General features: G+C 64.5%; 18 protein-coding genes. 9 read left to right on the plus strand and 9 right to left on the minus strand.

What is annotated here, in order from left to right:
- Window positions 1–212: 212 nt before the first annotated feature.
- Window positions 213–473: a DUF1652 domain-containing protein gene (locus J7573_RS11855; RefSeq protein WP_085678880.1), complete on the plus strand. Its 261-nt coding sequence runs from the start codon at window positions 213–215 to the stop codon at window positions 471–473.
- Here the strand turns inward: J7573_RS11855 and J7573_RS11860 are convergent.
- The 9 genes from J7573_RS11860 to J7573_RS11900 all read right to left on the minus strand — a co-directional run bounded on the left by J7573_RS11860 (window position 470) and on the right by J7573_RS11900 (window position 16,651).
- Window positions 470–2,557 carry an EAL domain-containing protein gene (locus J7573_RS11860; protein ID WP_294334892.1) on the minus strand — a complete coding sequence of 696 codons (2,088 nt, stop codon included), beginning with the start codon at window positions 2,555–2,557 and terminating at the stop codon, window positions 470–472. The genes J7573_RS11855 and J7573_RS11860 overlap by 4 nt on opposite strands.
- A 215-nt stretch (window positions 2,558–2,772) precedes the next feature.
- The gene (locus J7573_RS11865; RefSeq protein WP_294334894.1) at window positions 2,773–4,260 is read right to left on the minus strand and encodes an efflux transporter outer membrane subunit; all 1,488 of its coding nucleotides are present in this window, start codon (window positions 4,258–4,260) and stop codon (window positions 2,773–2,775) included.
- Window positions 4,257–7,364: an efflux RND transporter permease subunit gene (locus J7573_RS11870; RefSeq protein WP_294334895.1), complete on the minus strand. Its 3,108-nt coding sequence runs from the start codon at window positions 7,362–7,364 to the stop codon at window positions 4,257–4,259. Before J7573_RS11870 ends, J7573_RS11865 begins: the two co-directional genes overlap by 4 nt.
- Complete coding sequence (locus J7573_RS11875) at window positions 7,361–10,459, minus strand: MdtB/MuxB family multidrug efflux RND transporter permease subunit (RefSeq protein WP_294334897.1); 3,099 nt, start codon at window positions 10,457–10,459, stop codon at window positions 7,361–7,363. The genes J7573_RS11870 and J7573_RS11875 overlap by 4 nt, the downstream gene beginning before the upstream one ends.
- On the minus strand, window positions 10,456–11,763 hold the full coding sequence (locus J7573_RS11880; RefSeq protein WP_294334899.1) for an MdtA/MuxA family multidrug efflux RND transporter periplasmic adaptor subunit: 1,308 nt from the start codon (window positions 11,761–11,763) through the stop codon (window positions 10,456–10,458). The genes J7573_RS11875 and J7573_RS11880 overlap by 4 nt, the downstream gene beginning before the upstream one ends.
- A gap of 223 nt (window positions 11,764–11,986) precedes the next feature.
- Window positions 11,987–12,487: a thiol peroxidase gene (gene tpx, locus J7573_RS11885; RefSeq protein ID WP_294334901.1), complete on the minus strand. Its 501-nt coding sequence runs from the start codon at window positions 12,485–12,487 to the stop codon at window positions 11,987–11,989.
- A 166-nt stretch (window positions 12,488–12,653) separates the two neighbouring features.
- Window positions 12,654–13,934 (minus strand): serine/threonine transporter, encoded by a 1,281-nt coding sequence (locus J7573_RS11890; RefSeq protein ID WP_294334902.1) that lies wholly within the window; start codon window positions 13,932–13,934, stop codon window positions 12,654–12,656.
- 270 nt (window positions 13,935–14,204) lie between these two features.
- On the minus strand, window positions 14,205–15,401 hold the full coding sequence (locus tag J7573_RS11895; RefSeq protein WP_110638081.1) for an amino acid aminotransferase: 1,197 nt from the start codon (window positions 15,399–15,401) through the stop codon (window positions 14,205–14,207).
- Between the two features lie 224 nt (window positions 15,402–15,625).
- Complete coding sequence (locus J7573_RS11900; RefSeq protein WP_294334904.1) at window positions 15,626–16,651, minus strand: Ldh family oxidoreductase; 1,026 nt, start codon at window positions 16,649–16,651, stop codon at window positions 15,626–15,628.
- Window positions 16,652–16,794: 143 nt separating this feature from the next.
- On the opposite strand from J7573_RS11900, the gene J7573_RS11905 reads away from it, so the two are divergent.
- The 8 genes from J7573_RS11905 to kdgD all read left to right on the plus strand — a co-directional run bounded on the left by J7573_RS11905 (window position 16,795) and on the right by kdgD (window position 24,583).
- Window positions 16,795–17,667 carry a MurR/RpiR family transcriptional regulator gene (locus tag J7573_RS11905; RefSeq protein ID WP_294334905.1) on the plus strand — a complete coding sequence of 291 codons (873 nt, stop codon included), beginning with the start codon at window positions 16,795–16,797 and terminating at the stop codon, window positions 17,665–17,667.
- A gap of 21 nt (window positions 17,668–17,688) precedes the next feature.
- The gene (locus tag J7573_RS11910) at window positions 17,689–18,441 is read left to right on the plus strand and encodes a transporter substrate-binding domain-containing protein (RefSeq protein WP_294334907.1); all 753 of its coding nucleotides are present in this window, start codon (window positions 17,689–17,691) and stop codon (window positions 18,439–18,441) included.
- 174 nt (window positions 18,442–18,615) lie between these two features.
- Entirely contained in the window at window positions 18,616–19,335 is a 720-nt protein-coding gene (locus J7573_RS11915; RefSeq protein WP_294334909.1) for an ABC transporter permease subunit, read from the plus strand.
- Window positions 19,332–20,042 (plus strand): ABC transporter permease subunit, encoded by a 711-nt coding sequence (locus J7573_RS11920; protein ID WP_294334912.1) that lies wholly within the window; start codon window positions 19,332–19,334, stop codon window positions 20,040–20,042. Before J7573_RS11915 ends, J7573_RS11920 begins: the two co-directional genes overlap by 4 nt.
- A 15-nt stretch (window positions 20,043–20,057) precedes the next feature.
- Entirely contained in the window at window positions 20,058–21,302 is a 1,245-nt protein-coding gene (locus J7573_RS11925) for an FAD-binding oxidoreductase (protein ID WP_294334914.1), read from the plus strand.
- A gap of 22 nt (window positions 21,303–21,324) precedes the next feature.
- Entirely contained in the window at window positions 21,325–22,107 is a 783-nt protein-coding gene (locus J7573_RS11930) for an amino acid ABC transporter ATP-binding protein (RefSeq protein WP_294334915.1), read from the plus strand.
- Window positions 22,108–22,404: 297 nt separating this feature from the next.
- A complete protein-coding gene (locus J7573_RS11935; protein ID WP_110638090.1) occupies window positions 22,405–23,214 on the plus strand; it encodes a type 1 glutamine amidotransferase in 810 nt (269 codons plus the stop codon).
- Between the two features lie 457 nt (window positions 23,215–23,671).
- A complete protein-coding gene (kdgD, locus tag J7573_RS11940; RefSeq protein WP_294334917.1) occupies window positions 23,672–24,583 on the plus strand; it encodes a 5-dehydro-4-deoxyglucarate dehydratase in 912 nt (303 codons plus the stop codon).
- Window positions 24,584–24,608: the final 25 nt, after the last annotated feature.

Below are 24,608 nucleotides of genomic sequence, written 5' to 3' on the forward strand. Positions count from 1 at the left end.
GGCAACCATGCTGGCATCGTGCGGGGAAAACGTTTGCGTGGCCATTTGCCGCCAAACGGCGTGCGTGACAGCTGTGTGAACGCTGTCATGCATTCATACATTTGTCTTGTCCTGGGCCGAACATGGGCTGTGGCAGGTGCTATGGTTAGGTTCCCGGCGGCCGAGCGAGCGGCGGCCGATCACCGCGTCCAGGCAAGGACAAGGAGGCTGGCTTGAACAAGATGACGTTCCCCAACGCCTGCCAGGTGATGCGCTGGCACTTCCATCCGCTGGGCTTCGAAGCCAGCATGGATGCACCACGCAGCATGGTTGCACGGCTGTTCGACCGGGCCACGGGCGAGACCCTGCTGGCCATCGCCGGTATCCCCTGCACGGCGATCATGGCCGCAGCCGATGTCGAACGCATCATCGAGGCCGTGGAGGCCGAGATGGAGGCTTTCGCCCCACCCTTCACCCTGCTGGATGCGGGCTAGACCGCCGCTTCGCTTTCTTCGCGCAATGCCTGCAACCTGCCCATGAACTGCTCGGCCGGCACCGGCTGACCGAGCAGGTAGCCTTGCAGCGAATCACAGCCCAGGCGGGTCAGGAAGTCCTGCTGGCGGTTGGTTTCCACCCCTTCGGCAACGATGCGCAAGCCCAGCGCCTGGCCCAGGGCGACGATTGCCGAGACAATCGCCGCGTCATCGCTGTCCTGCTCCAGGTCACGCACGAAACCGCGGTCGATCTTCAGCTCGTTGGCCGGCAGGCGCTTGAGGTACATCAGGCTCGAATAACCGGTGCCGAAGTCGTCGATCGACAGGTCCACGCCCATGTCGGAAAGCCGCTGCAGCACGGTCAGGCTGGCATCGGCGTCGTGCATGGCAGTGGTTTCGGTGATCTCCAGGGTCAGGCAGTTGGCCGGCAGGCCGTTATCCTTCAGGGCGCGGGCAACACTGTCGACCAGGCCGGCATGGCAGAACTGGATGGCCGACAGGTTGACCGCCATGCGCCAATCGCTATGCCCTTGCTCGAGCCACTGGCGCATCTGCCGGCAGGCTTCATCCAGCACCCATTCGCCGATCGGGATGATCAGGCCGGTCTTTTCCGCCAGGCCGATGAAACGGTCAGGCAGCATCAGGCCGTGCTGTGGATGCTCCCAGCGCAGCAATGCTTCGGCACCGATCGGTGTACAGGCCTGGGCGTCGAACTTGGGCTGGTAGTGCAGGCGGAACTGGCCCTGTTCGAGGGCCGCCCGCAGGTCCTGCAACAGCTGCAACTGTTGCCGGGCGTTGCTGTTCATCGACACGTCGAAGAAGCTGTAACCGTTCTTGCCGGCGCTCTTGGCGTGGTACATGGCTGCGTCGGCGTTGCGCAGCAGTTCGAGCTGGTCCTGGCCGTTGCCGGGGTACAGCACGATGCCCAGGCTGGCTGTCAGTTGCAGGTCATGCTCGGCGACGCGGAAGGCGCGCGACACCAGGTTGACCTGCTTGACCGCGACATCCATGGCGTCTTCCGGCTCCTGCAGCTCCACCAGCAGCACGAACTCGTCACCGCCGATCCGCGCCAAGGTGTCCTGGCTGTGCAGATGGCCACGCAGGCGGGCCGCCACGGCCTTGAGCAGCAGGTCGCCGACATGGTGGCCAAAGGCGTCGTTGACCGGTTTGAAACCATCCAGGTCAATGAACATCAGCGCGAAGCAGCCGCCCTGCTCCGCCACCTTGCCAATCGCCTGGTCGATGCGGTCGGACAGCAGCGTGCGGTTGGGCAGCCCGGTCAAGGTGTCGTGCAAAGCCAGTTGGGTCAGTTCCTGGTTGGCCAGGGTCAACGAGTGGGCCAGTGCTGCCGTGCGTGCTTCAAGGCGCGCGTCCAGCACCGAGGTGAGCAACGCCACGGCCAGCACTGCCAAGGTGGTGATCAACACCAGATAGACCAGGCCATCGCCCTGCAGGCCGCTCATCAGCGCGCCGCAGTAGCTGCCCTCGGGGAAATTCGCCGCGGCCATGCCGGTGTAGTGCATGCCGACGATGGCAACGCCCATCACCATGGCCGCCAGGCCGCGGATCTGGCGCACGTAGGGGGTGTGCTGACGCAGGCGGAAGGCAATCCACAACGCGGCCGCCGAAGCGCCTACCGCTATGGCCAGCGAAGCGCCAAACAAGGTCGGGTCATAATCGATGCCGGGCAGCATCCGCAGTGCGGCCATGCCGGTGTAGTGCATGCAGGCGATGCCAGTGCCCATGATCAGGGCGCCGAAGGCCAGCTGCAGCCGGGGCAGGCTTGGCTGGCTGACCAGCCACAGGGCGAAGCCGGAAGACAGGACGGCGATCACCAGCGAGAACGCGGTCAGGCCGATGTCGTAGCCCAGGGCGATGGGCAGGCTGAAGGCGAGCATGCCGATGAAATGCATCGACCAGACGCCGATGCCCATGGCCAGCGCACCCCCGCCCATCCACACATACACGGCACGGCCCTTGGCCGTGGCGATACGCCCGGTCAGGTCAAGGGCGGTGTAAGAAGCCAGGATGGCTACGCAAAGTGAGATCAGCACCAGCGCGGAGGAATAACTACCGGTCAGCATCGGAAAATCCAGCTCGGGACAGGGGGCCCGGAAAAACTGACGATTGTACTCAAGCTTTGGCGAAACGCACGGGGTTTATGCGAATGGGAATGGATGCGACGAGAAATAAAACCTGCTGAATCCCCTGACGCAGAGCCATTTCTAGCGCGATGGAGGCAAATTGCCATTTGTCGGGCCGCCGCGCTTTTTTGTGCCAGCCCTTAGCACGGTAGTACCTACTCCTGCTGGGCAAACGCCTGTTCGGCATCCCAGCCGCCGCCTAGCGCAGCAATCAGCTGCACGCTGGCCACCAGCCGCCCTTCCAGCAGGGTCAGCGCGCTGCGCTCGTTACTCAACGCGGTGGTCTGCACGTTGACCACATCGAGGTAACCGATCAGGCCCGCCCGGTACTGGTTCTCGGTCAGGCGCAACGATTCGCGTGCCGCTTCCAGCGCTTCCTGGCGTACCACGGCTTCATCGGCGTACACCTTCAATTGCACCAGGAAGTTCTCCACTTCCTTGAAGCCGTCGAGCACGGTCTGGCGATACTGCGCTACGGTCTGGTCATACACCGCTCGGGTGCGGTCGACTTCGGCACTGCGCTTGCCGGCGTCGAACAAGGTCATCGCCAGTTGCGGCCCCACCGACCAGTAGCGGTTGGGCAGTTCGATCCAGTTGCTGAAGCTGCTGCTGGAATAACCGCCGCTCATGCTCAGGCTCAAGTCCGGGAAGTAGGCGGCACGGGCCACGCCGATGTTGGCGTTGGCAGCCATCACGTTGCGCTCGGCCGAGGCGATGTCGGGGCGGCGTTCAAGCAGTTGCGACGGCAGCGCCACCGGGATCTGCGGCAGCGCCGGAATGCGCTTGCTGTCGGCCAGGGAGAACTCCGCCGGGGCCTTGCCGAGCAACACGGCGATGGCGTTCTCGAACTGCGCGCGTTGCCAGATCAGGTCGATCAGGTCGGCCTGGGTGGACTTCAGCTGGGTACGCGCCTGGGCCACCGCATCCGGGCCGGCGACGCCGGCGCGGTACTGGTTTTCGTTCATCTGCAGCGAGCGCGCATAGGTCGCGACGGTAGCCTCCAGCAAGCGCTTCTGCTCGTCGATCACCCGCAGCTGCAGGTAGTTCTGCACCAGCTCGGACTGCTGGCTGAGGCGGATCGCGGCCAGGTCGGCGAAGCTGGCTTCGGCGCTGGCCTCGTTGGCGTTCATGGTTTCGCGCAGCTTGCCCCACAGGTCGATTTCCCAGCTGACGCCGAGCTGCGCGTTGTAGGTGTTGCGAATACCGCTGCTGTTGTTGGACAGGCTCGAACTGGAGCTGCCGGTGCCTTGTGCCGAGCGGTTCTTGCTGGCGCTCAGGTCCAGGCTGGGGAACAGCGACGCCCGGCTGCTGCGCACCAGGGCCTGGGCCTGGCGGTACTGGGCTTCCGATTGCGCGACGGTCTGGTTGCTGCGGTTGAGCTCCTCGACCAGCGCATTCAGCCCGGCATCACCGTAGATCTCCCACCAGGCGCCACGGGCGATGGCATCGGAGGGGTTGGCCTGGGTCCAGCCTTCGGCCTGCTTGTACTGCGCCGGGGTGCTCAGTTCCGGGCGGTGGTAGTCCGGGCTCAGGGTACAGGCGCTGAGCATGGCCACGCACAGCCCGGCGCCGGCCAGGCGAGAGCCCCGCCCACGGGTCAGCAGCTGCAAGGCACGGTGAAGTCGGGTCTGGGCGAAGTTCATAGCGGTGTGTCCAGGGCAGCGTCGGTGCGGACACCGCGCCAATGGTTGAATCGGTGGCGCAGGCGGTCCAGGTACAGGTACACCACCGGCGTCGTGTAAAGGGTCAGCAGCTGGCTGACGACCAGCCCGCCAATGATGGTCAGGCCCAGTGGCTGGCGCATCTCAGCACCTTCGGCGCGGCTGATCAGCAGCGGCAAGGCACCCAGGATGGCCGCCAGGGTGGTCATCAGGATCGGCCGCAGGCGCAGCAAGCAGGCGCGGCGGATCGACTCTTCCGGGCTCAGGCCCTGATGGCGCTCAAGCTGCAGCGCCAGGTCGATCATCAGGATGGCGTTCTTCTTCACCACACCAATCAGCAGGAACAGGCCCAGCAACGAGATCAGGCTGAATTCGCCGCCCGTGGCGTACAGCGCGAGCAACGCACCGACGCCGGCCGAGGGCAAGGTCGAGAGGATGGTCAGCGGGTGGATGTAGCTTTCATAGAGGATGCCCAGCACCAGGTACACCAGCACCAGGGCGCCAAGGATCATGAACGGCTGCCCTTCCTGGGTCTTGGCGAACGCACTGGCCGTACCGCCGAGCTTGGCGATCACTTCCTCGGGCAGGCCGAGCTTGGCCACTTCACGCTCCACCGCGGCCATGGCCTGGTCGGGGCTGTAGCCTTCGGCAACGTCGAAGGCGATGTCTTCGGAGGCGAACTGGCCTTCGTGGCTGACCCGGTCATTGGCCAGGCTGTTCTCATAATGGGCAATGGTCGACAGCGGTACCCGCGCGCCGTCACTGGTGATCACCTGTACCTGTTCTAGCGTGCTCGGGTCCCAGGCGTATTTCGGGTTGATCTCCAGCACCACCTGGTACTGGTTGAGGCTGTCGTAGATGGTCGAGATCTGCCGCTGGCTGTAGGCGTTGTTCAGCACGGCGGTAACCATGTCCATGTCGATGCCCAGGCGCTTGGCCTGGTCACGGTCGACCACCAGGGTCACCTGCTGGGTACCGGAGCCGTCACGGGCGTCGATGGCGGTCAGTTCGGGCAATGCGCGCAGGGCCGCGACCACCCTGGGGAACCACTGGCGCAGGGCCGCCAGGTCGCCGCTCTGCAAGGTATACAGGTACTGCGAGGAGGTCTGGTCACGGCCACCGCCGCCCAGTTGCAAATCCTGGTCGGCCATCAGGAACAGCCGCCCACCCGGCACCTTGGGCATTTCCTTGCGCAGGCGCTCGATGACCTTCTGCGCATCTAGCTTGCGCTCGTTGATCGGTTTCAGCCGCACCAGCACCATGGCGTTGTTGGTGCCGCTGTTGCCACCGATGAAGCCGGCCACGCTTTCCACCGCCGGGTCGGCGAGCAAGGCACGGCGGTAGATCTCCATCTTCGGCTGCATCACGCTGAACGACAGGCCGTCATCACCGCGGATAAAGCCCATCAGCTGGCCGGTGTCCTGTTGCGGCATCAGGGTCTTGGGCACCACCACGTACAGGGCGATGTTCAGGCCGATGGTCGCCAGCAGGCTGATCAGGGTCAGGCGCTTGTGGCGCAGGGCCCAGCCGAGGCTGCGGTCATAGACATCGACCATGCGCTGGTGCGCCTTGTCGCTCCAGCGTTGCAGGCGTGTCGGTTCGGCGCGGTGAGGCTTGAGCCAACGGGCGCAGAGCATCGGCGTGAGGGTCAGCGACACCACCAGCGAGACGATGATCGCCGCCGCCAGGGTGATCGAGAACTCCTGGAACAGGTTGCGCACGATGCCGCCCATGAACAGGATCGAGACGAACACGGCCACCAGCGAGACGTTCATCGACAGCAAGGTGAAGCCGACCTCCCTGGCGCCGAGGAACGCCGCACGCATCGGCGGCTGGCCGTCCTCGATGTGCCGGGAGATGTTCTCCAGCACCACGATGGCATCGTCCACCACCAGGCCGGTGGCCAGGATCAACGCCATCAGCGACAGGTTGTTCAGCGAAAAACCGCACAGGTACATCACCGCGAAAGTGCCCACCAGCGACACCGGCACCGCCAGGCTGGGGATCAGCGAGGCGCGCAGGCTGCCGAGGAACAGGTAGACCACCAGGATCACCAGCACCACGGCGATCAGCAGGGTGTGCTCGGCTTCCTTGAGGGTGGCCTTGATCACTGGCGAGCGGTCCATGGCCACGTTGAGCTGGACGCTGGCCGGCAGCAACGACTGCAGGGCCGGCAGCTGTGCCTTGATCTGGTCGACGGTTTCGATGATGTTGGCGCCGGTCTGGCGGTTGACCACCAGCAATACGGCGCTCTGGTCGTTGAAGAAGCCGCTGTTGTAGCGGTTCTCGACGCCATCGGTGACGGTGGCCACGTCAGACAGGCGCAAGATGGTGCCGTTCGACTGGCGGATCACGATCGGCTCGTAGTCCTTGGCGGTTTCCAGCTGGTCGTTGGCGCGCACCTGCCAGTTGCGCTCAGCATCCTCGACAAAGCCCATGGGCCGGCGCTGGTTGGCGTTCGACACCGCCGTGCGCACCTCGTCCAGCGACAGGCTGTACTGGTTGAGCAGCTGCGGCTCCACGGCAATGCGCACCGCCGGCAGCGAGCTGCCGCCGATCTGCACTTCCCCTACCCCGCTGACCTGGGCCAGGCTCTGCGACAGGATGGTGTCGGCCAGGTCGTACAGCTGGCCCTTCTGCAACACGCTGGAGGTCAGCGAGAGCACCATGATCGGCGCCTGCGACGGGTTGATCTTCTTGTAGGTGGGCATGCTGCGCATGCCGCTGGGCAGCAGGTTGCGTGTGGCATTGATCGCCGCCTGCACCTCACGGGCGGCACCGTCGATGTCACGGCCCATCTCGAAGCCGATGATCACCCGCGTCGAGCCCTGGTTCGAGCTGCTGGTCAGGGTGGTGACGCCGGCGATGCTGCCGAGCTTGCGCTCCAGCGGCGTGGCCACGGTGGCGGCCATGACCTCGGGGCTGGCCCCGGACAGGTTGGCCGACACCACGATCACCGGGAAGTCCATCTGCGGCAACGGCGCCACCGGCAGCAGGCCGAAGCTGACACCGCCGAGCAGCATGATCGCCAGGCTCAGCAGCATGGTTGCCACTGGCCGGCGAATGAACGGTCCGGACAGGTTCATGCCTCGGCCTGCTGTGCGTCAGCGGCCGGGCGCCAGCGGCGGGCCAGGCGGTCGAAGTACAGGTAGATGACCGGGGTGGTGAACAGCGTCAGCACCTGGCTGACCAGCAGGCCGCCGACCATCACCAGGCCCAGCGGCTGGCGCAGCTCGGCACCGGAACCGGTGGCCAGCATCAGCGGCACGGCGCCGAACAGCGCGGCCAGGGTGGTCATCAGGATCGGCCGGAAGCGCAGCAACGCCGCCTGGTAGATTGCATCACGCGGGCTCATGCCCTGGTTGCGCTCGGCTTCGAGGGCGAAGTCGATCATCATGATCGCGTTCTTCTTGACGATGCCGATCAGCAGGATGATGCCGATAATGGCGATCATGCCCAGGTCGTTGCCGCTGAGGATCAACGCCAGCAAGGCACCGACCGCCGCCGACGGCAAGGTCGAGAGGATGGTCACCGGGTGGATGTAGCTCTCGTAGAGCACGCCGAGCACGATGTACATGGTCACCACCGCCGCCAGGATCAGCAGCAAGGTGCTCGACAGCGAGGCCTGGAAGGCTTCGGCGGCGCCCTGGAAGCGGGTCTGCACGCCGAGCGGCATGCCGATGTCCTGCTGCACCTGTTCGATGGCCTTGACCGCCTCGCCCAGCGACGCGCCATGGGCCAGGTTGAACGACAGGGTCACCGCCGGGAACTGGCCGATGTGCGAAATGGCCAGCTGCGCCTGGCGCTGCTCGATGCGCGCCAGCGCCGACAGCCGCACCTGGCCGCCATCGGTGGCCTTGACGTGGATCGACTCCAGCGCCTGCGGGCCGATGACCGCCGCGTCCTGCGATTGCAGCACCACGCGGTACTGGCTGGCCTGGGTGTAGATGGTGGAAATCTGCCGCTGGCCGAAGGCATCGTAAAGGGCGTTGGTGATCTGTGACACGGTGATGCCCAGGCGGCTGGCCATGTCACGGTCGATCACCAGGTACACCTGCAGGCCCTTGTCCTGCAGGTCACTGGCCACGTCCTGCAGTTCCGGGCGCTCCTGCAGGGCCTGCACCAGCTTGCCGCTCCACTGCGCCAGCAGCTCGGCATCGGGCGACGACAGGCTGAACTGGTACTGGGTACGGCTGACCCGGTCCTCGATGCTCAAGTCTTGCACCGGCTGCATGAACAGGCGGATACCGACCAGCTTGTCGAGTTGCGGTTGCAGGCGGCTGATCACTTCACCGGCGGTGACGTCACGCTCGCCGTGGGGCTTGAGGTTGATCAGCAGGCGGCCGCTGTTGAGCGTGGCGTTGTCGCCGTCGACACCGATGTAGGACGACAGGCTCTGCACCGCCGGGTCCTGCAGGATGACCTTGCTCAGGGCCTGCTGGCGCTCGCTCATGGCGGCGAACGAAGTCGACTGCGGCGCTTCGGAAATCCCCTGGATCACCCCGGTGTCCTGCTGGGGGAAGAAGCCCTTGGGCACGACCATGTACAGCAGCACGGTCAGCCCCAGGGTGGCCACAGCCACCAGCAGGGTCAGCGGCTGGTGCTTGAGTACCCACTGCAGGCCACGACCGTAGTGTTCGATCATCCAGTCGATCCAGGCACCGCTGGCGCGGTAGAAGCGGCTCTGCTCTTGCTCCTTGGGCTCGCGCTTGAGCAGGCGCGCGCACATCATCGGCGTCAGGGTCAGCGACACCACCAGGGAAATCAGGATGGCCACCGCCAGGGTGATGGCGAATTCGCGGAACAGGCGGCCGACCACGTCGGCCATGAACAGCAGCGGGATCAGCACGGCGATCAGCGAGAAGGTCAGCGAGATCAGGGTGAAGCCGATCTGCTTGGCGCCCTTCAGCGCTGCCTGCAGCGGCGTTTCACCTTCCTCGATGTGGCGCGAGATGTTCTCGAGCATGACGATGGCATCATCGACCACGAAACCGGTGGCGATGGTCAGGGCCATAAGCGTCAGGTTGTTGACCGAGAAGCCGGCCAGGTACATCACGCCGAAGGTGCCGATCAGCGACAGCGGTACGGCAATCGAGGGAATGATCGTAGCGCTGAAGCGGCGCAGGAACACGAAGGTGACCATCACCACCAGCACGATGGCGAGCAGCAGCTCATGCTGCACGTCCTTGACCGCTGCACGGATGGTCTGGGTGCGGTCGGTGAGCACCGAGACATCGAGGCCGGCCGGCAGGTTGTCGGTGATCGATGGCAGCAGTTCCTTGATGCGGTCGACCACCTCGATGACGTTGGCGCCCGGCTGGCGCTGGATGTTCAGCAGCACGGCCTGGTTCTGGTTGGCCCAGGCGGCCAGGCGTTCGTTCTCGGCGCCGTCGACGATCTCGGCGACATCCTTCAGGCGCAGCGGCGCGCCATTGTTGTAGGCGAGGATGAGATTGGCGTATTCCTCGGGCGAGCGCAGTTGGTCGTTGGCGTCGAGCATCGACACCCGGGTCGGGCCGTCGAAGTTGCCCTTGGGCTGGTTGACGTTGGACGCGCCGATCAGGGTGCGCACGTCATCGAGGTTGAGGCCGTTGGCCGCCAGCGCATCGACGTTGACCTTGATCCGCACCGCCTGGCGCTGGCCGCCGGCGATGCTGACCATGCCCACGCCACTGATCTGCGCGAGCTTCTGCGCCACGCGGGTGTCGACCAGGTCGTTGAGCTTGGGCAGCGGCATGGTCTTGCTGGTAATGGCCAGGGTCAGCACCGGAGTGTCGGCCGGGTTGACCTTGTTGTACACCGGCGGCGCCGGCAGGTCGCTGGGCAGCAGGTTGCTGGCGGCGTTGATCGCGGCCTGCACCTGTTGCTCGGCGACATCCATGTTCATGTCCAGGCTGAAGCGCAGGGTCAGCACCGAGGCACCACCGGAACTGGTCGACGCCATCTGCTCGAGGCCCGGCATCTGGCCAAACTGGCGCTCCAGCGGGGCGGTGACCGCACTGGTCATGACCTGCGGGCTGGCGCCCGGGTAAAGGGTCATGACCCGGATGGTCGGGTAGTCGACCTGGGGCAAGGCCGACACCGGCAGCAGCTTGTAGGCGATCAGGCCGGCCAGGACGATGGCCAGCATGGTCAGCGTGGTGGCGACCGGGCGTAGGATGAACAGGCGTGACAGGTTCATGCGCCCGCCTTGCCTGCCGCTTTGCCGGAAGGTGCTTCATCGGTCTGCGCCGAGCCCTTGGCGTCCTGGCCCTGTAGGTGCTGGCCGGGGGTGGTCGGCACTTGCGAGCTGTCTTCGACCACTTCGACCTTGGTGCCTTCACGCAGGCGGTCGGTGCCTTCCAGCACCAGGCGGTCACCGGCCTTGAGGCCGTCAAGGATGACACTGTTCTGGCCATCGCTGGCGCCGACCTTGAGCTTGCGGATGTTGACCGTGCTCTGGTCGTTGACCACATAGGCGAAGGTGCCGTCGTTGCCGAACTGCACGGCCGCTGCCGGCGCCATCACCACCTGCTTGAGGGTGTCGGCCAGCAGGCGCACGTTGACGAACTGGTTGGGGAACAGGGCCAGGTCCTTGTTCTCGAAACGCCCCTTGAACTTCAGGGTACCGGTGGTGGTGTCGATCTGGTTGTCGATGCTACCCAGCACCCCGGTCGACTGCAGTTTGCTGTCGGTGCGGTCCCAGGCCTCGACCGGCAGGCTGGCGCCGCTGCGGTAACGGTCGAGCACGGTGTTCAGCTCGGTTTCGGGCAGGGTGAAGGCGACACTGATCGGCTCGGTCTGGGTGATCACCACCAGGGCGGTGGTGTCGTTGGCCGCCACCAGGTTGCCCAGGTCGAGCTGGCGCAGGCCCACGCGGCCGTTGATTGGCGCGCGGATCTGGGTGAAATCGAGGTTCAGGCGGGCATCGTTGACCTGGGCCTGGTTGGTCTTGACCAGCCCCTGGAACTGCGCGACCTGGGCTTCGGCGGTGTCGAGGGTCTGCTTGGCGATACTGTCCTGGGCGTACAGGCCTTTGTAACGCGCCAGGTCGACCTGGGCGTTCTTCAGCTGCGCCTGGTTCTGTGCCAGGGTGCCTTCGGCCTGCTGCAGGGCGATGCGGTAAGGGCGCGGGTCGATTTCAGCGAGCAGGTCGCCGGCCTTGACCTGCTGGCCCTCCTTGAAGAGGATCTTGACCAGTTCACCGGCCACACGGCTGCGCACATTCACCGTGTTGGTCGCAGTGACCGTGCCCAGGGCCTTGTAGTAGAGCGGGAAGTCGCCCACCCGCACCGGTTCGACGCGCACCGGCACCGGGTCGGTAGAGCCGCCGAAGCCCGGCCGGCCCATGCCCATCCCCATGCCTTTGCCGCCGCGCCCGCCTCCGGCCGCTTTGTGGGCAGGCGTTGCCGCAGGCCACAGCCACCAGGCCAGCAAGGCCACCAGCAGCAGGATCAGCAGGCCGACGAGCCAGCGACGAGGGGATCGGGAATTGGACACTTGCATGGGTTGAACGAACCTTGTTCGGAAATGGCGGCTTGGGAGGTTGAACGATAAGCACTGGCATCGTTATAGCAAAGGCTCTTTACCAGAGGTTTACCTTTGCCTGACGTTGTCAAAAGGTTGAACTTTAAATGAAAACGGCCCGGAAAGCGTTCCGGGCCGTTACAGGGTGTTGCTTGGAGAGGGGCCAGGCAGAAGAGTTCCTTTACCCTCCCCCGGGCAATCCTTACTTCAGTACAGCCAGGGCTGCCTCATAGTTCGGCTCGTCGGCGATCTCGCCAACCAGCTCGCTGTGCAGCACCTTGTCGTTCTCGTCCAGTACCACCACGGCACGGGCAGCCAGGCCCGCCAGCGGGCCGTCGGCGATGGCAACGCCGTAGTTCTGCAGGAACTCAGCACCGCGCAGGGTGGACAGGTTCTTCACGTTCTCCAGGCCTTCGGCACCGCAGAAACGCGCCTGGGCGAATGGCAGGTCGGCCGAGATGCACAGCACCACGGTGTTGGCCACGTCGTTGGCCTGGGCGTTGAACTTGCGCACGGAGGTGGCGCAGGTCGGGGTGTCGACGCTCGGGAAGATGTTCAGCACCTTGCGCTTGCCGGCGTAGTCCTTCAGCGACTTGTCAGCCAGGCCTTCACCCACCAGGGAGAAAGCCGGAGCCTGGGCGCCGGCCTGTGGCAGGTTGCCTTTGACCTGAACCGGGTTGCCTTTGAGGGTCACTTGAGCCATGACGAAATCCTTATGCGGGGTTTGAAAAGGACACTGAGTTAATCATGAAGGCGGCCGGGTGCCTATGGGTACATTGAAATTGTTCTATTGCCAGACAATTTCTGTGGACAAAAAAAAGCCCGGATGGCGACAAACGCTCCGGGCCTTTTCTGTTTCAGGCAGTGAATCAGCCGATCAGGCCGTACACCACCGAGGTCAGCGCCACCACGCCGATCACCACCACGAACACGTTCGACAGCGCACCGCTGTACTTGCGCATCGACGGCACGCGACGGATGGCGTACATCGGCATCAGGAACAGCAGCACGGCGAGGATCGGGCCGCCGAGCGATTCGATCATGCCGAGAATGCTCGGGTTGAGGGTGGCGACGATCCAGCAGACCACCAGCATCAACGCGGCGACCACACGGTCCAGGGTCTTGGCACCCGGGCGAGCGCCGGTCTTGGCGATGATGCCCTTGAGGCCTTCACTGGCACCGATGTAGTGGCCCAGGAACGACTTGGCAATCGCCACGAAGGCGATCAGCGGCGCGGCAAAGGCAATGGTCGGGTTGCTGAAGTGGTTGGCCAGGTACGACAGGATCGACAGGTTCTGCGCCTTGGCTTCGGCCAACTGGGCACTGCTCAGGGTGAGCACGCAGCTGAACACGAAGAACAGCACCATCACCACCATCAGCAGGTGGGCACGGCGCAGGATCTGGCCGCTGCGCTGGTCGGCGTGCTCGCCGTAGCTGCGCTTCTGGTCAACGGCGAAGGCCGAGATGATCGGCGAATGGTTGAACGAGAACACCATCACCGGAATGGCCAGCCACAGCGTGTGCAGGAAGGCCGGGCCCGACGGCACCTGGGCGGCGCTGTCGAGGATGCCACCGGTCCAGTGCGGGATCAGGTACAGGCCAAGCAGCCCCAGGGCCACGATGAACGGATACACCAGCAGGCTCATGACCTTGACCGTGGCCTGCTCGCCGCAGCGCACGATGGCCAGCAGGCCGAGGATCAGCACGAACGACAGGATGACCCGCGGTGGCGGCGCCATGTGCAGCTGGTGCTCGATGAAGCTGCTGACGGTGTTGGTCAGCGCCACGCTATAGATAAGCAGGATCGGGAAGATCGCGAAGAAGTACAGCACGGTGATCAATGCACCGGCCTTGATGCCGAAATGCTCTTCGACCACTTCGGTGATGTCACCGCCGTTACGCCCGGACAGCACGAAACGGGTCAGCGCACGGTGGGAGAAATAGGTCATCGGGAAGGCCAGCGCGGCCAGGATCAGCAGCGGCCAGAAGCCGCCGAGGCCGGCGTTGATTGGCAGGAACAAGGTCCCCGCGCCAATGGCTGTGCCGAACAGGCCCAGCATCCAGGTGGTGTCGTTACGCGACCAGGCGCCGAGGGTGGCGGGGGTCGATTCTACAAAGCGTTGTTCAACGCTTGGGGCCTGCTCATTCATTCCGGGTGAAGCTCCACTCGCAAGACTGCAACAGGCTGAGAATGGCGAACTAGACGATTCGCCCAACTCAACCGGGGAAGAGGGGCGCGATTGTGCACGGAAAGGTTGCACTTGCGAAGCCCCGTCCGAGGGACGGTTGCACTTGTCTTTACAAGCAGGTTGTGCCGAGAGTGCCACTTCGCGGCGCGTTCAATGCAAAAGGCCGCCCCCACAAGCCTGTGAGAGCGGCCTTTTGTCGCGAACAGCGCTCTGTAACAGCCCGTTGCGCAGTTACTTCTGGACGGCAGCGAAGGCTTCGGCAACCCGTTGCAGGTTGGCCGGACGCAGGCCGGACATGCACACCCGGCCGCTGTCGATCAGGTACACGCCGAACTCGTCACGCAGGCGACGCACCTGCTCGACGCTGAAGCCGGTGTAGCTGAACATGCCGCGCTGGCGCAGGAAGAACTGGAAGTCCTGGCCTGGCAGCAGCACCGCCAGGGCATCGACCAGCGCCTGGCGCATGTCGAGGATACGCTTGCGCATCACTTCCACTTCTGCGGCCCACTGGGCGTTGAGTGCGGCATCGCCGAGCACGCCTGCCACCAACTGGGCACCGAAGTTGGGCGGGCTGGAGTAGTTGCGGCGCACGGTGGCCTTGAGCTGGCCGAGCACGCTCTGGGTGGTGGCTTCGTCGTCGCAGACCACCGACAGGCCCCCTACCCGCTCGCCGTACAGCGAGAAGATCTTGGAGAACGAGTTGCTGACCAGGCACGGCACGCCGGCACGGGCCATTTCGCGGATGGCGTAGGCGTCTTCCACCAGGCCTTCGCCGAAGCCCTGGTAGGCGATGTCGAGGAACGGGATCAGCTGGCGCGCCTTGACCACTTCCACCACCTGCTGCCACTGGGCCGGCTCGAGGTCGGCACCGGTCGGGTTGTGGCAGCATGGGTGCAGCAGCACGATGCTGTTGGCCGGAAGGCCCTGCAGGGCTTGCAGCATGCCGTCGAAATCGACGCCACGGCTGGCCTGGTCGAAGTACGGGTAGGTGTGCACCTTGAACCCGGCACCTTCGAAGATCGCGCGGTGGTTGTCCCAGGTCGGGTTGCTGACCCAGACTTCCGACTGCGGGAAGTAGCGCTTGAGGAAGTCGGCACCGACTTTCAGCGCGCCGGAGCCGCCCACGGTCTGCACGGTGGCCACGCGCTTGCCGGTCACGGCCGGGTGGTCGGCACCGAACAGCAGCGCCTGGATCGCCTGGCGGTAGCTGGCCAGGCCTTCCATCGGCAGGTACAGCGAGGCTTCATGGGCCTGGCCGGCAATGCGCTTTTCCACCGCATCCACCGCTTCCAGCTGCGGCACCACACCGGCCTCATCGTAATACAGGCCGATGCTCAGGTTGACCTTGTCGGCGCGCGGGTCGGCCTTGAAGGTTTCCATCAACGAGAGGATCGGGTCGCCGGCATAGGCATCGACATGTTTGAACACAGCGTGCAGCTCCTTGGATCAGGACAGTTCGGAAAGACTGCCCTGAGGATACCCGGAGTCGGGCCCAAGGAACATCACATAAGTGCAAGGTTGTCTATGCAACTTTGCACAGCTGGGGATTTGTGCTGGATTCTTCGCGGGCATGCCCGCTCCCACAGGGATATCACAGCCCTTGAGATCTGTGCGGTACCTGTGGGAGCGGGCTTGCCCGCGAAGAGGCCGGATCAGCCAAGCAGTTCTTTCAGAACTTGCAACTCTTGTTCAGTCACCGCCACCCCTTCCCGCTCGGCCTGTTCCCGCTCGCGGTAGCGGCGCTCGCCCGGCATGCGCGACAACCCCGCAGCCTGCATGTGCTCGACCAGTTCGCGGCTGCGCTGGGCAAACCGGCTACCCTCGGCCTTGCTCGGGTCGATGACGATGATCAGTTGCCCGGTCCACGGCGTTTTCGCGCCCGGGTGCCCCGACCAGTCGAACTCCCAGGAGAAATGCCCGCCGGTCAGCGCTGCGGCCAGCAACTCGACCATCATCGACAGCGCCGACCCCTTGTGCCCGCCAAACGGCAACAGTGCGCCGCCTTCGAGAATGGCCTTGGGGTCGGTGGTCGGCAGGCCTTGGGCATCCACGCCCATACCCTCGGGCAACGTCTGGCCGGCGCGTGCGGCAATCTGCACGTCGCCATGGGCCATGGCGCTGGTGGCCATGTCGAAGACGATCGGGTCATGCCCGGCACACGGCGCGGCAAAGGCGATCGGGTTGGTGCCGAACAGCGGTTTGCGCGCACCGTGCGGCACCACGCAGGTCATGCTGTTGACCACGCTCAGCGCCACCAGGCCCTCATCGGCAAAGGGCTCGACATCCGGCCACAGCGCGGCGAAATGGTGCGAATTGTGGATCGCCAGCACGGCGATGCCGGCGCTGCGGGCCTTTTCCACCAGCAACCCACGGGCCGCTGCCAGGGCGGGCTGGGCGAAGCCGCCGGCGGCATCCACGCGCACGTAGCCTGGCGCCAGGTCGGTCACCTGCGGTATGGCCCGCCCATCAACCCAGCCACTGGCCAGGGTCGAAACGTAACCGGGAATACGAAACACGCCATGGCTGTGAGCGCCATCGCGCTGGGCACTGGTGCAGTTGTGGGCAAGCACGGTGGCCACCGTCTCGCTGCAGCCGTGTTGCTGGAAAATCGCTTGCAACAGCCCCTGCAGCTCGGCGAAGGGCACGCGCACGAGCGGGCTGGTGGAAGGTGCGGACATCTGTAGCTCCTTTTTTGGAATTGGAATGGCAACAGCGTATGCAACGACAAAAACTTTCCGATAAGTGACAGCTATCTGTCAAATGTTGACGGCATGACAGAAAACAGCCATTTTCTATCCCACGCCTCACCTGGAGCAGCAGCATGAGCCAACCGATCAAGCAACGCCTGGAAAACAGCCTGCAAGGGGCCGCTGCCTCGGGCCGCAAGATCGCCAGCTACATGCTCGCCAACCTGCACGAACTGCCGTTCCAGACCTCGGCCAGCATTGCCGAGAAGCTGGGTGTCAGCGAGTCCAGCGTCGGCCGTTTCTGCCGCTCCCTTGGTTATGCCCACCTCAAGGCGCTCAAGCAAGACCTGCAGAGCGACCTTGGCGACGGGCCATGGCTGATGGGTGATCGCCTGCAAGAGTATCGCCAGAACCAGGATGTCAGCGACAACGCCGGCAGCCTGGAGCGGGAAATCGCAGCCCTGGTGCGCGTTCACGAATACCGCCAGAGCGACGCCTGGCACGCCGTGGCGCAGCGCCTGGCAGTCAAGCCACGGGTGTGCATCGCCGGCTTCCAGACCGAGCGCGGCATCGCCATGTGCATGAGCCACCTGCTGCAATACCTGCGCGACGGCGTGCTGCTGGTCGATGGCAGCGCCGGGCACTTCGGCGACGTGCTGCTTGGCCGCAGCGAAGACACCGCGCTGGTGGTGTTCGAGGCCCGCCGCTATTCACGCCATGCCCTGCAGCTGTGCCAGAAGGCACGCGCCGCCGGTATCCCGGTCACCCTGGTGACCGACACCTTCTGCGACTGGGCAGATGCCCATGCCGACGAAGTGTTCCGCATCCCCACCGAATTCAACCTGTTCTGGGAGTCCACCGCGACCATGCTGTCGTGGGTGCACCTGATGGTCAACGAGGTCTGCAAGAAGCTCGGGCCTGATGTTGAAAAACGCTTGGAAGCAACTGCCGCTCTACATAACGATTTCGTCGGCTACACCTCGTGGCCGGCGGGCAAACAACAATAGCAAGAGTGCAAGAGGTGCGAGATGAACAAGACCATGGCTATGCTGGGTGCGTGTGCCCTGCTGCTGGCGGGTAACGCCAGCGCCGAGACCCTGCGCTTCGCCACCGAAGGTGCCTACCCGCCCTTCAACTATGTCGATGCCGATAACAAGCTGCACGGCTTCGACATCGACATCACCCACGCCCTGTGCGAACAGATGAAGGTCGAGTGCACCCTGGTCGCCCAGGACTGGGAAGGCATCATCCCGGCCTTGATGGCGCGCAAGTACGATGCCGTGGTGGCGTCGATGATCGACACCGAGGAACGGCGCAAGAAAATCGCCTTCACCGAGCACTACTACCGCACCCCGCTGACCGTCGCCGTGGCCAAGGACAGCAAGATCAGCGACGCCCAGACCAAGTTCGATGGTTATACCGTCGGCGCCCAGTCGTCCTCGACCCAGGCCATCTATGCCGAAGACGTGTACGCCAAGGCCGGCGCCGACGTGAAGCTGTACCCGACCATGGACGAGGCCAACGCCGACCTCGCCGCCGGCCGCCTGGACGGGGTGATTGCCGACAAGTTCCCGCTGCACGAGTGGATGAACAAGAACGGCGGCGATTGCTGCAAGATCCTCGGCGACGTTGCCGACACCAAGGCCAATGCCGCGATTGCCGTGCGCAAGGACGACGACGCCCTGCGCCAGCGGCTGAACACCGCGCTGGCCGAGATCGTCGCCAACGGCACCTACCAGAAGATCGCCAGCAAGTACTTTGCCTTCGATATCTACAACTGATCTGTAGAAAGTCTTTGCGAAATCCCTGTGGGAGCGGCCTTGTGTCGCGAAAGGGCTGCGAAGCGGCCCCAGGATTTATGCAACAGCACAGATTGCCGGGGCCGCTATGCGGCCCTTTCGCGACACAAGGCCGCTCCCACACTGTAATCGCATTACCCGCCCAAGGGGTTTGTCATGCTCGATCAATTGTCCTTGCTGTCCTTCGCCAGTGGTGGCTGGGGCCAGGCGCTGCTGGCCGGCGCCCTGGTCACCGTCTCCCTGGCCCTCGCCTGCCTGCCCGTCGGCCTGCCGCTGGGCCTGGCCATAGCCCTGGCGGCGCGTTCGCGCAAGCGCCTGCCACGTGCCTGGGCCACCACCTTTTCCACCGTGTTCCGCGGCCTGCCCGAGCTGCTGACCTTGCTGATCATCTATTACGGCTGCCAGATCGCCGCGCAAAAGCTGCTGGCGGCCATGGGCTATGAAGGCGAATTCCTGATCAACACCTTCCTGGCCGCGATGATCGCCTTCAGCCTGGTATTCGCAGCGTTCTCCAGCGAAATCTGGCTGGCGGCGTTCAAGACCCTGCCCAAAGGGCAACTGGAGGCCTGCTCGGCGCTGGGCCTGAGCAAGCGCACCGGGTTCTTCAAGGTGGTGCTGCCGCAACTGACCCGCATCGCCCTGCCGGGTCTGTCGAACAACTGGCTGTCGCTACTCAAGGACACCTCGCTGGTGTCGACCATCTCGCTGGTCGACCTGATGCGCCAGACCAACCTGGCGGTCAGCGTGACCAAGGAGCCGATGTTCTTCTATGGCGTCGCCTGCCTGGGTTACCTGCTGTTCTCCGCCGCCTCGGGACGGGTGTTCGCCTATATCGAGCGCCGCAGCAACCGCCACCTGCAAGGAGCACGCGCATGAGTGCCGAACAACTGCTGGGCCTGGTGCTGGACCCCGACCTGCTGGAACGCTACGGCCCGCGCTTCGTCGATGGCCTGCTAGTCACCGCCAAGCTGGTAGCGATCTCCTTCAGCCTGGGCGCCGCGCTCGGCCTGCTGCTGGCCCTGGCGCGCATGTCGCGCCACCTGCTGCTGCAGCGCATGGCGGCCGGCTACATCTACTTCTTCCGCGGCTCGCCACTGCTGGCACAGCTGTTCCTGCTGTATTACGGCCTGGGCTCGCTCAAAGGCTTCTGGCAGGACGTCGGCCTCTGGTGGTTCTTCCGTGAAGCCTGGTTCTGCACCTTGCTGGCGTTCACCCTGAACACCGCCGCCTACCAGGCCGAGATCTTCCGCGGCAGCCTGATGGCCGTGGCGCCGGGCCAGTACGAAGCGGCACGGGCGCTGAATCTGAAACGCTCGACCACCTTCTTCAAGGTGATCCTGCCGCAATCGCTGCTGGTGGCCATCGGCCCGCTGGGCAACGAGCTGATCCTGATGATCAAGGCCAGCGCCATCGCCTCGCTGGTGACCATCTACGACCTGATGGGCGTGACCAAACTGGCGTTCTCGCGCAGTTTCGACTTCCAGATCTACCTGTGGGCCGCGGTGCTCTACCTGGTGATCGTCGAACTGGTCCGGCGCTTGCTCAAACACCTGGAAGCCCGCCTGGGCCGCCACCTGAACTGACCGAAGGATACATCCATGCATTGCCAGACCCTTGTTCTCGGCGCCGGCATCGTCGGCGTCAGCACCGCACTGCACCTGCAGGCCCGCGGGCGCCAGGTGATCCTGATCGACCGCGATGACCCCGGCAGCGGCACCAGCCATGGCAACGCCGGGCTGATCGAGCGCTCCAGCGTGATCCCCTATGCCTTTCCTCGGCAGTTCGGCGCGTTGTTGCGCTATGGCCTGAACCGCCAGCCCGATGTGCGCTACAGCCTGCTGCACCTGCCCAAGGCGGCGCCGTGGCTGCTGCGCTACTGGCAACAGTCGGCGCCCGGGCGGCTGGCCGGCGCGGCGGCCGACATGCTGCCGCTGGTGCAGCGCAGCGTCGAGGAACACGATGCGCTGATCCACGCCGCCGGCCTTGAAGGGCTGATCCAGGCCAAAGGCTGGATCGAGGTCTATCGCGAACCGGCGCTGTTCGAGCAGGCCAAGGCCGAGCTCAAGGGCCTGGCCCGTTACGGTCTGCAGTACGAAATCCTCGAACGCAGCCAGCTGCAGGCGCGCGAACACCAGCTCGACAGCACGGTGGTTGGTGGCATCCACTGGCTCGACCCGAAGACCGTCAACAACCCCGGCGCCCTCACCCGTGGCTACGCGGCGCTGTTCGTGCAGCGCGGCGGGCAGTTCCTGCATGGCGATGCGTGCAGCTTGCGCCAGGCCGATGGCCACTGGCAGGTCGACAGCCAACGGGGGCCGATTACTGCCGACGAGGTGGTGGCCTGCCTGGGCCCGCAGTCGGGCGACCTGTTCGAGCGCCTGGGCTACCGCATTCCGCTGGGCATCAAGCGTGGCTACCACATGCATTACGGCACCCGTGACGGCGCGCAGCTGCAGCATTCGATCTGCGACACCCAGGGCGGCTACGTACTGGCCCCCATGGCCCGTGGCGTGCGCCTGACCACCGGCATCGAGTTCGCCGCCAGTGACGCCCCGGGCAACGAAATCCAGCTCAAGCGCTGCGAAGCCCTGGCCCGCAAGCTGTTCCCGGCCCTGGGTGAGCGCCTCGATGACAAGCCCTGGCTCGGCCGCCGGCCCTGCCTGCCCGACATGCGCCCGGTGATCGGCCCGGCGCCCCGGCACAAAGGCCTGTGGTTCAACTTCGGCCACGCCCACCACGGCCTCACCCTCGGCCCGGTCAGCGGCCGGCTGGTGGCCGAGCTGCTCACCGGCGAACGCCCTTTCACCGACCCTGCGCCCTACAGCGCGGCACGTTTCGACTGACACCCAGCGGGAGAACAACAACATGACCGCCCCCATGAGCGTTGCCAGCCTTGCCTCCGAACCTGACCCACGCCCGGAACTGATCCGCATCGAGGGCCTGAACAAGCACTATGGCGCCTTCCATGTGCTGCGCGACATCGACCTGCAGGTGCGCGAAGGCGAGCGCATTGTCCTGTGCGGCCCGTCCGGCTCAGGCAAATCGACGCTGATCCGCTGCATCAATCGCCTGGAAATCGCCCAGCAGGGCAGCATCCAGGTGGCCGGCACCGACCTGGCCGCCAACACCCGCCAGGCGGCCCAGGTGCGCAGCGAGATCGGCATGGTGTTCCAGCACTTCAACCTGTTCCCGCACATGAGCGTGCTCGACAACTGCCTGCTCGCCCCCACCAGCGTGCGCGGCCTGTCGCGCAAGGACGCCGAGGAACGGGCGCGCATGTACCTGAGCAAGGTGGGTATCGAGAGCCAGGCGCACAAGTACCCCAGCCAGTTGTCCGGCGGCCAGCAGCAGCGCGTGGCCATCGCCCGGGCGCTGTGCATGAAGCCACGCATCATGCTGTTCGACGAGCCGACCTCGGCGCTCGACCCGGAAATGGTCGCCGAAGTGCTGGACGTGCTGGTACAACTGGCCGGCACGGGCATGACGATGCTCTGCGTCACCCATGAAATGGGCTTTGCCCGGCAGGTGGCCGAGCGGGTGCTGTTCCTCGAAGGCGGGCAGATCATCGAAGACAGCCCGCCCCAGGTGTTCTTCAACCAGCCGCGCACAGCGCGAGCCAAGGCGTTCCTGGCGCAGATACTGCACTGAACCGTCGATCATTGCAGCGCTGCAATGATCCAACTGCGTCGTTAAATATAATTGACCTTACCCCCTGCCAAACCCTTGCCGGCTCAGGCTCGCAAGGGTTCAGCCCCCGTATTTCGGCGCCTTAACCGCTTTTTGCTCGTTTGACATATCGAACGGCTCTGGCAAGCTATCTACAAGCCCCGACCGGAATCGTCCAGTGACGAGCCGGCAGTGCTCGGGACTTCAGGTAGCACAACAAGGCCAAGGGCCGTGCACCTGCACAACAACGACAGGCAGAGCCCTGTCATAAGGTGACATATGTCCAACAGCAACATTGGCAACAAGCAACCCTCCCTGCGCAAACCCGTCGTCCTGATGACCATGGGCAGCCAAGAGCGCAAAGGCCATGACTACCAGGTCATGACCCACAAATACATCACCCCGCTGGTCGACTTCGCCGATTGCGTCCCGGTCCTGGTGCCCACCTGCTGTGGCATCGAAGACCTCGAGACCTATCTGGACATGGCCGACGGCGTGTACCTGACCGGTGCCGGCAGCAACATCGACCCGACCCTGTACGGTCAGGAGAACGAAACGCCAGGCAAGGGCCAGGACAAGAACCGCGACCTGTTCGACATCCCGCTGGTCAAGGCAGCGCTCAAGCGCGGCCTGCCGATTTTCGGCATCTGCCGTGGCATGCAGGAAATCAACGTTGCCCTGGGCGGCGACATCTACCAGAAGGTCTACGCCGAGCCAGGCTTCAACGACCACCGGGAAAACCCGGAAGATCCGGTTGATGTGCAGTACGCCCAGGTGCATGGCGTGAAGATCAAGCCAGGCAGCTGGCTGCGCGAAACCCTGGGCACCGACGAGATCCGCGTGAACTCGCTGCACGGCCAGGGCCTGCGCAACCTCGGCGCCGGTATCGAGCCGATCGCCCACGCCGAAGACGGCCTGGTCGAAGCGATTCACGCCCCGAGCATCTCGCCGTTCCTGTTTGCCGTGCAGTGGCACCCGGAATGGCAAGCGGCGAAGAACCCTGATTCGATCAAGATCTTCCAGGCCTTCGGCGATGCCTGCCGCGCCCAGGTGCGCAAAAGCCAGATCAAGCGCCAACAGGCCGCCTGATACCCGGTTTCAGCTTCGTTAGCTTTGATCGCGGGGCGGCGCAAGGTCGCCCCCGCTTCCCCGGTCACCCTCTGCTGGTCCCAGAACACTTCCCGTGGAAGCGGACGGCGGGCTTGTGCCTGTCTCCGCGATCGTTTTTTCCCCTCCTTCCAAGAGATACGATGACTTTTTGCGATCAGCCTGAGCCTCAGGTTGTCCTTCAAGTCATTTGTTGCCTGCTCCGGCCTATTCGCGGGCACGCCCGCTCCCACAAAGGCCTCCACTCCCTTCCAGCCCTCCATTTATCCTGTGGGAGCGGGCATGCCCGCGAAAACCCAACACCCTTCTAACAGGCCTACCTCTGTCTGCCCGGTAAAAATTTCTGCAAAGGGGACTAGTCATCGTACAGGTTGTACGATAACTTACCTCCAACGCAGAACAACACCCTTCACCCAAGCGCCACAGGATGCCTACAACAATGACTCCACAAGAACTGAAATCCATCCTCTCTCACGGCCTGCTGTCTTTCCCGGTCACCGACTTCAATGCCCAGGGCGACTTCAACCAGGCTGGATACATCAAGCGCCTGGAGTGGCTCGCCCCCTACGGCGCCAGCGCCCTGTTCGCCGCCGGTGGCACCGGTGAGTTCTTCTCCCTGGCTGCCAGCGAATACAGCCAGGTGATCAAGACTGCGGTCGACACCTGCGCCACGTCGGTACCTATCCTCGCGGGCGTCGGTGGCTCCACCCGCCAGGCCATCGAATACGCGCAAGAAGCCGAGCGCCTGGGCGCCAAGGGCCTGCTGCTGCTGCCGCACTACCTCACCGAAGCCAGCCAGGACGGCGTTGCCGCCCACGTCGAAGCGGTGTGCAAATCGGTCAACATCGGTGTTGTGGTGTACAACCGCAACGTTTGCCGCCTGAACGCCAACCTGCTGGAACAACTGGCCGAGCGCTGCCCGAACCTGATCGGCTACAAGGACGGCCTGGGCGACATCGAACTGATGGTGTCGATCCGTCGCCGCCTGGGTGATCGTTTCAGCTACCTGGGTGGCCTGCCGACCGCCGAGGTGTATGCTGCGGCCTACAAGGCACTGGGTGTGCCGGTGTACTCGTCGGCCGTGTTCAACTTCATTCCGAAGACCGCGATGGACTTCTACCACGCCATCGCCCGCGACGATCACGCCACCGTGGCCAAGCTGATCGACGATTTCTTCCTGCCGTACCTGGACATCCGTAACCGCAAGGCCGGCTACGCCGTGAGCATCGTCAAGGCCGGCGCCAAGATCGCCGGTTACGACGCAGGCCCAGTGCGCACCCCACTGACCGACCTGACCGCCGAAGAGTACGAAATGCTCGCAGCACTGATGGACAAGATGGGCCCGCAATAAGCGCGCCCTGCGGCCTGCCATTGCC

The sequence above is a fragment of the Pseudomonas sp. genome, assembly GCF_017744435.1.
In the GTDB taxonomy this organism is placed as follows: Bacteria; Pseudomonadota; Gammaproteobacteria; order Pseudomonadales; family Pseudomonadaceae; genus Aquipseudomonas.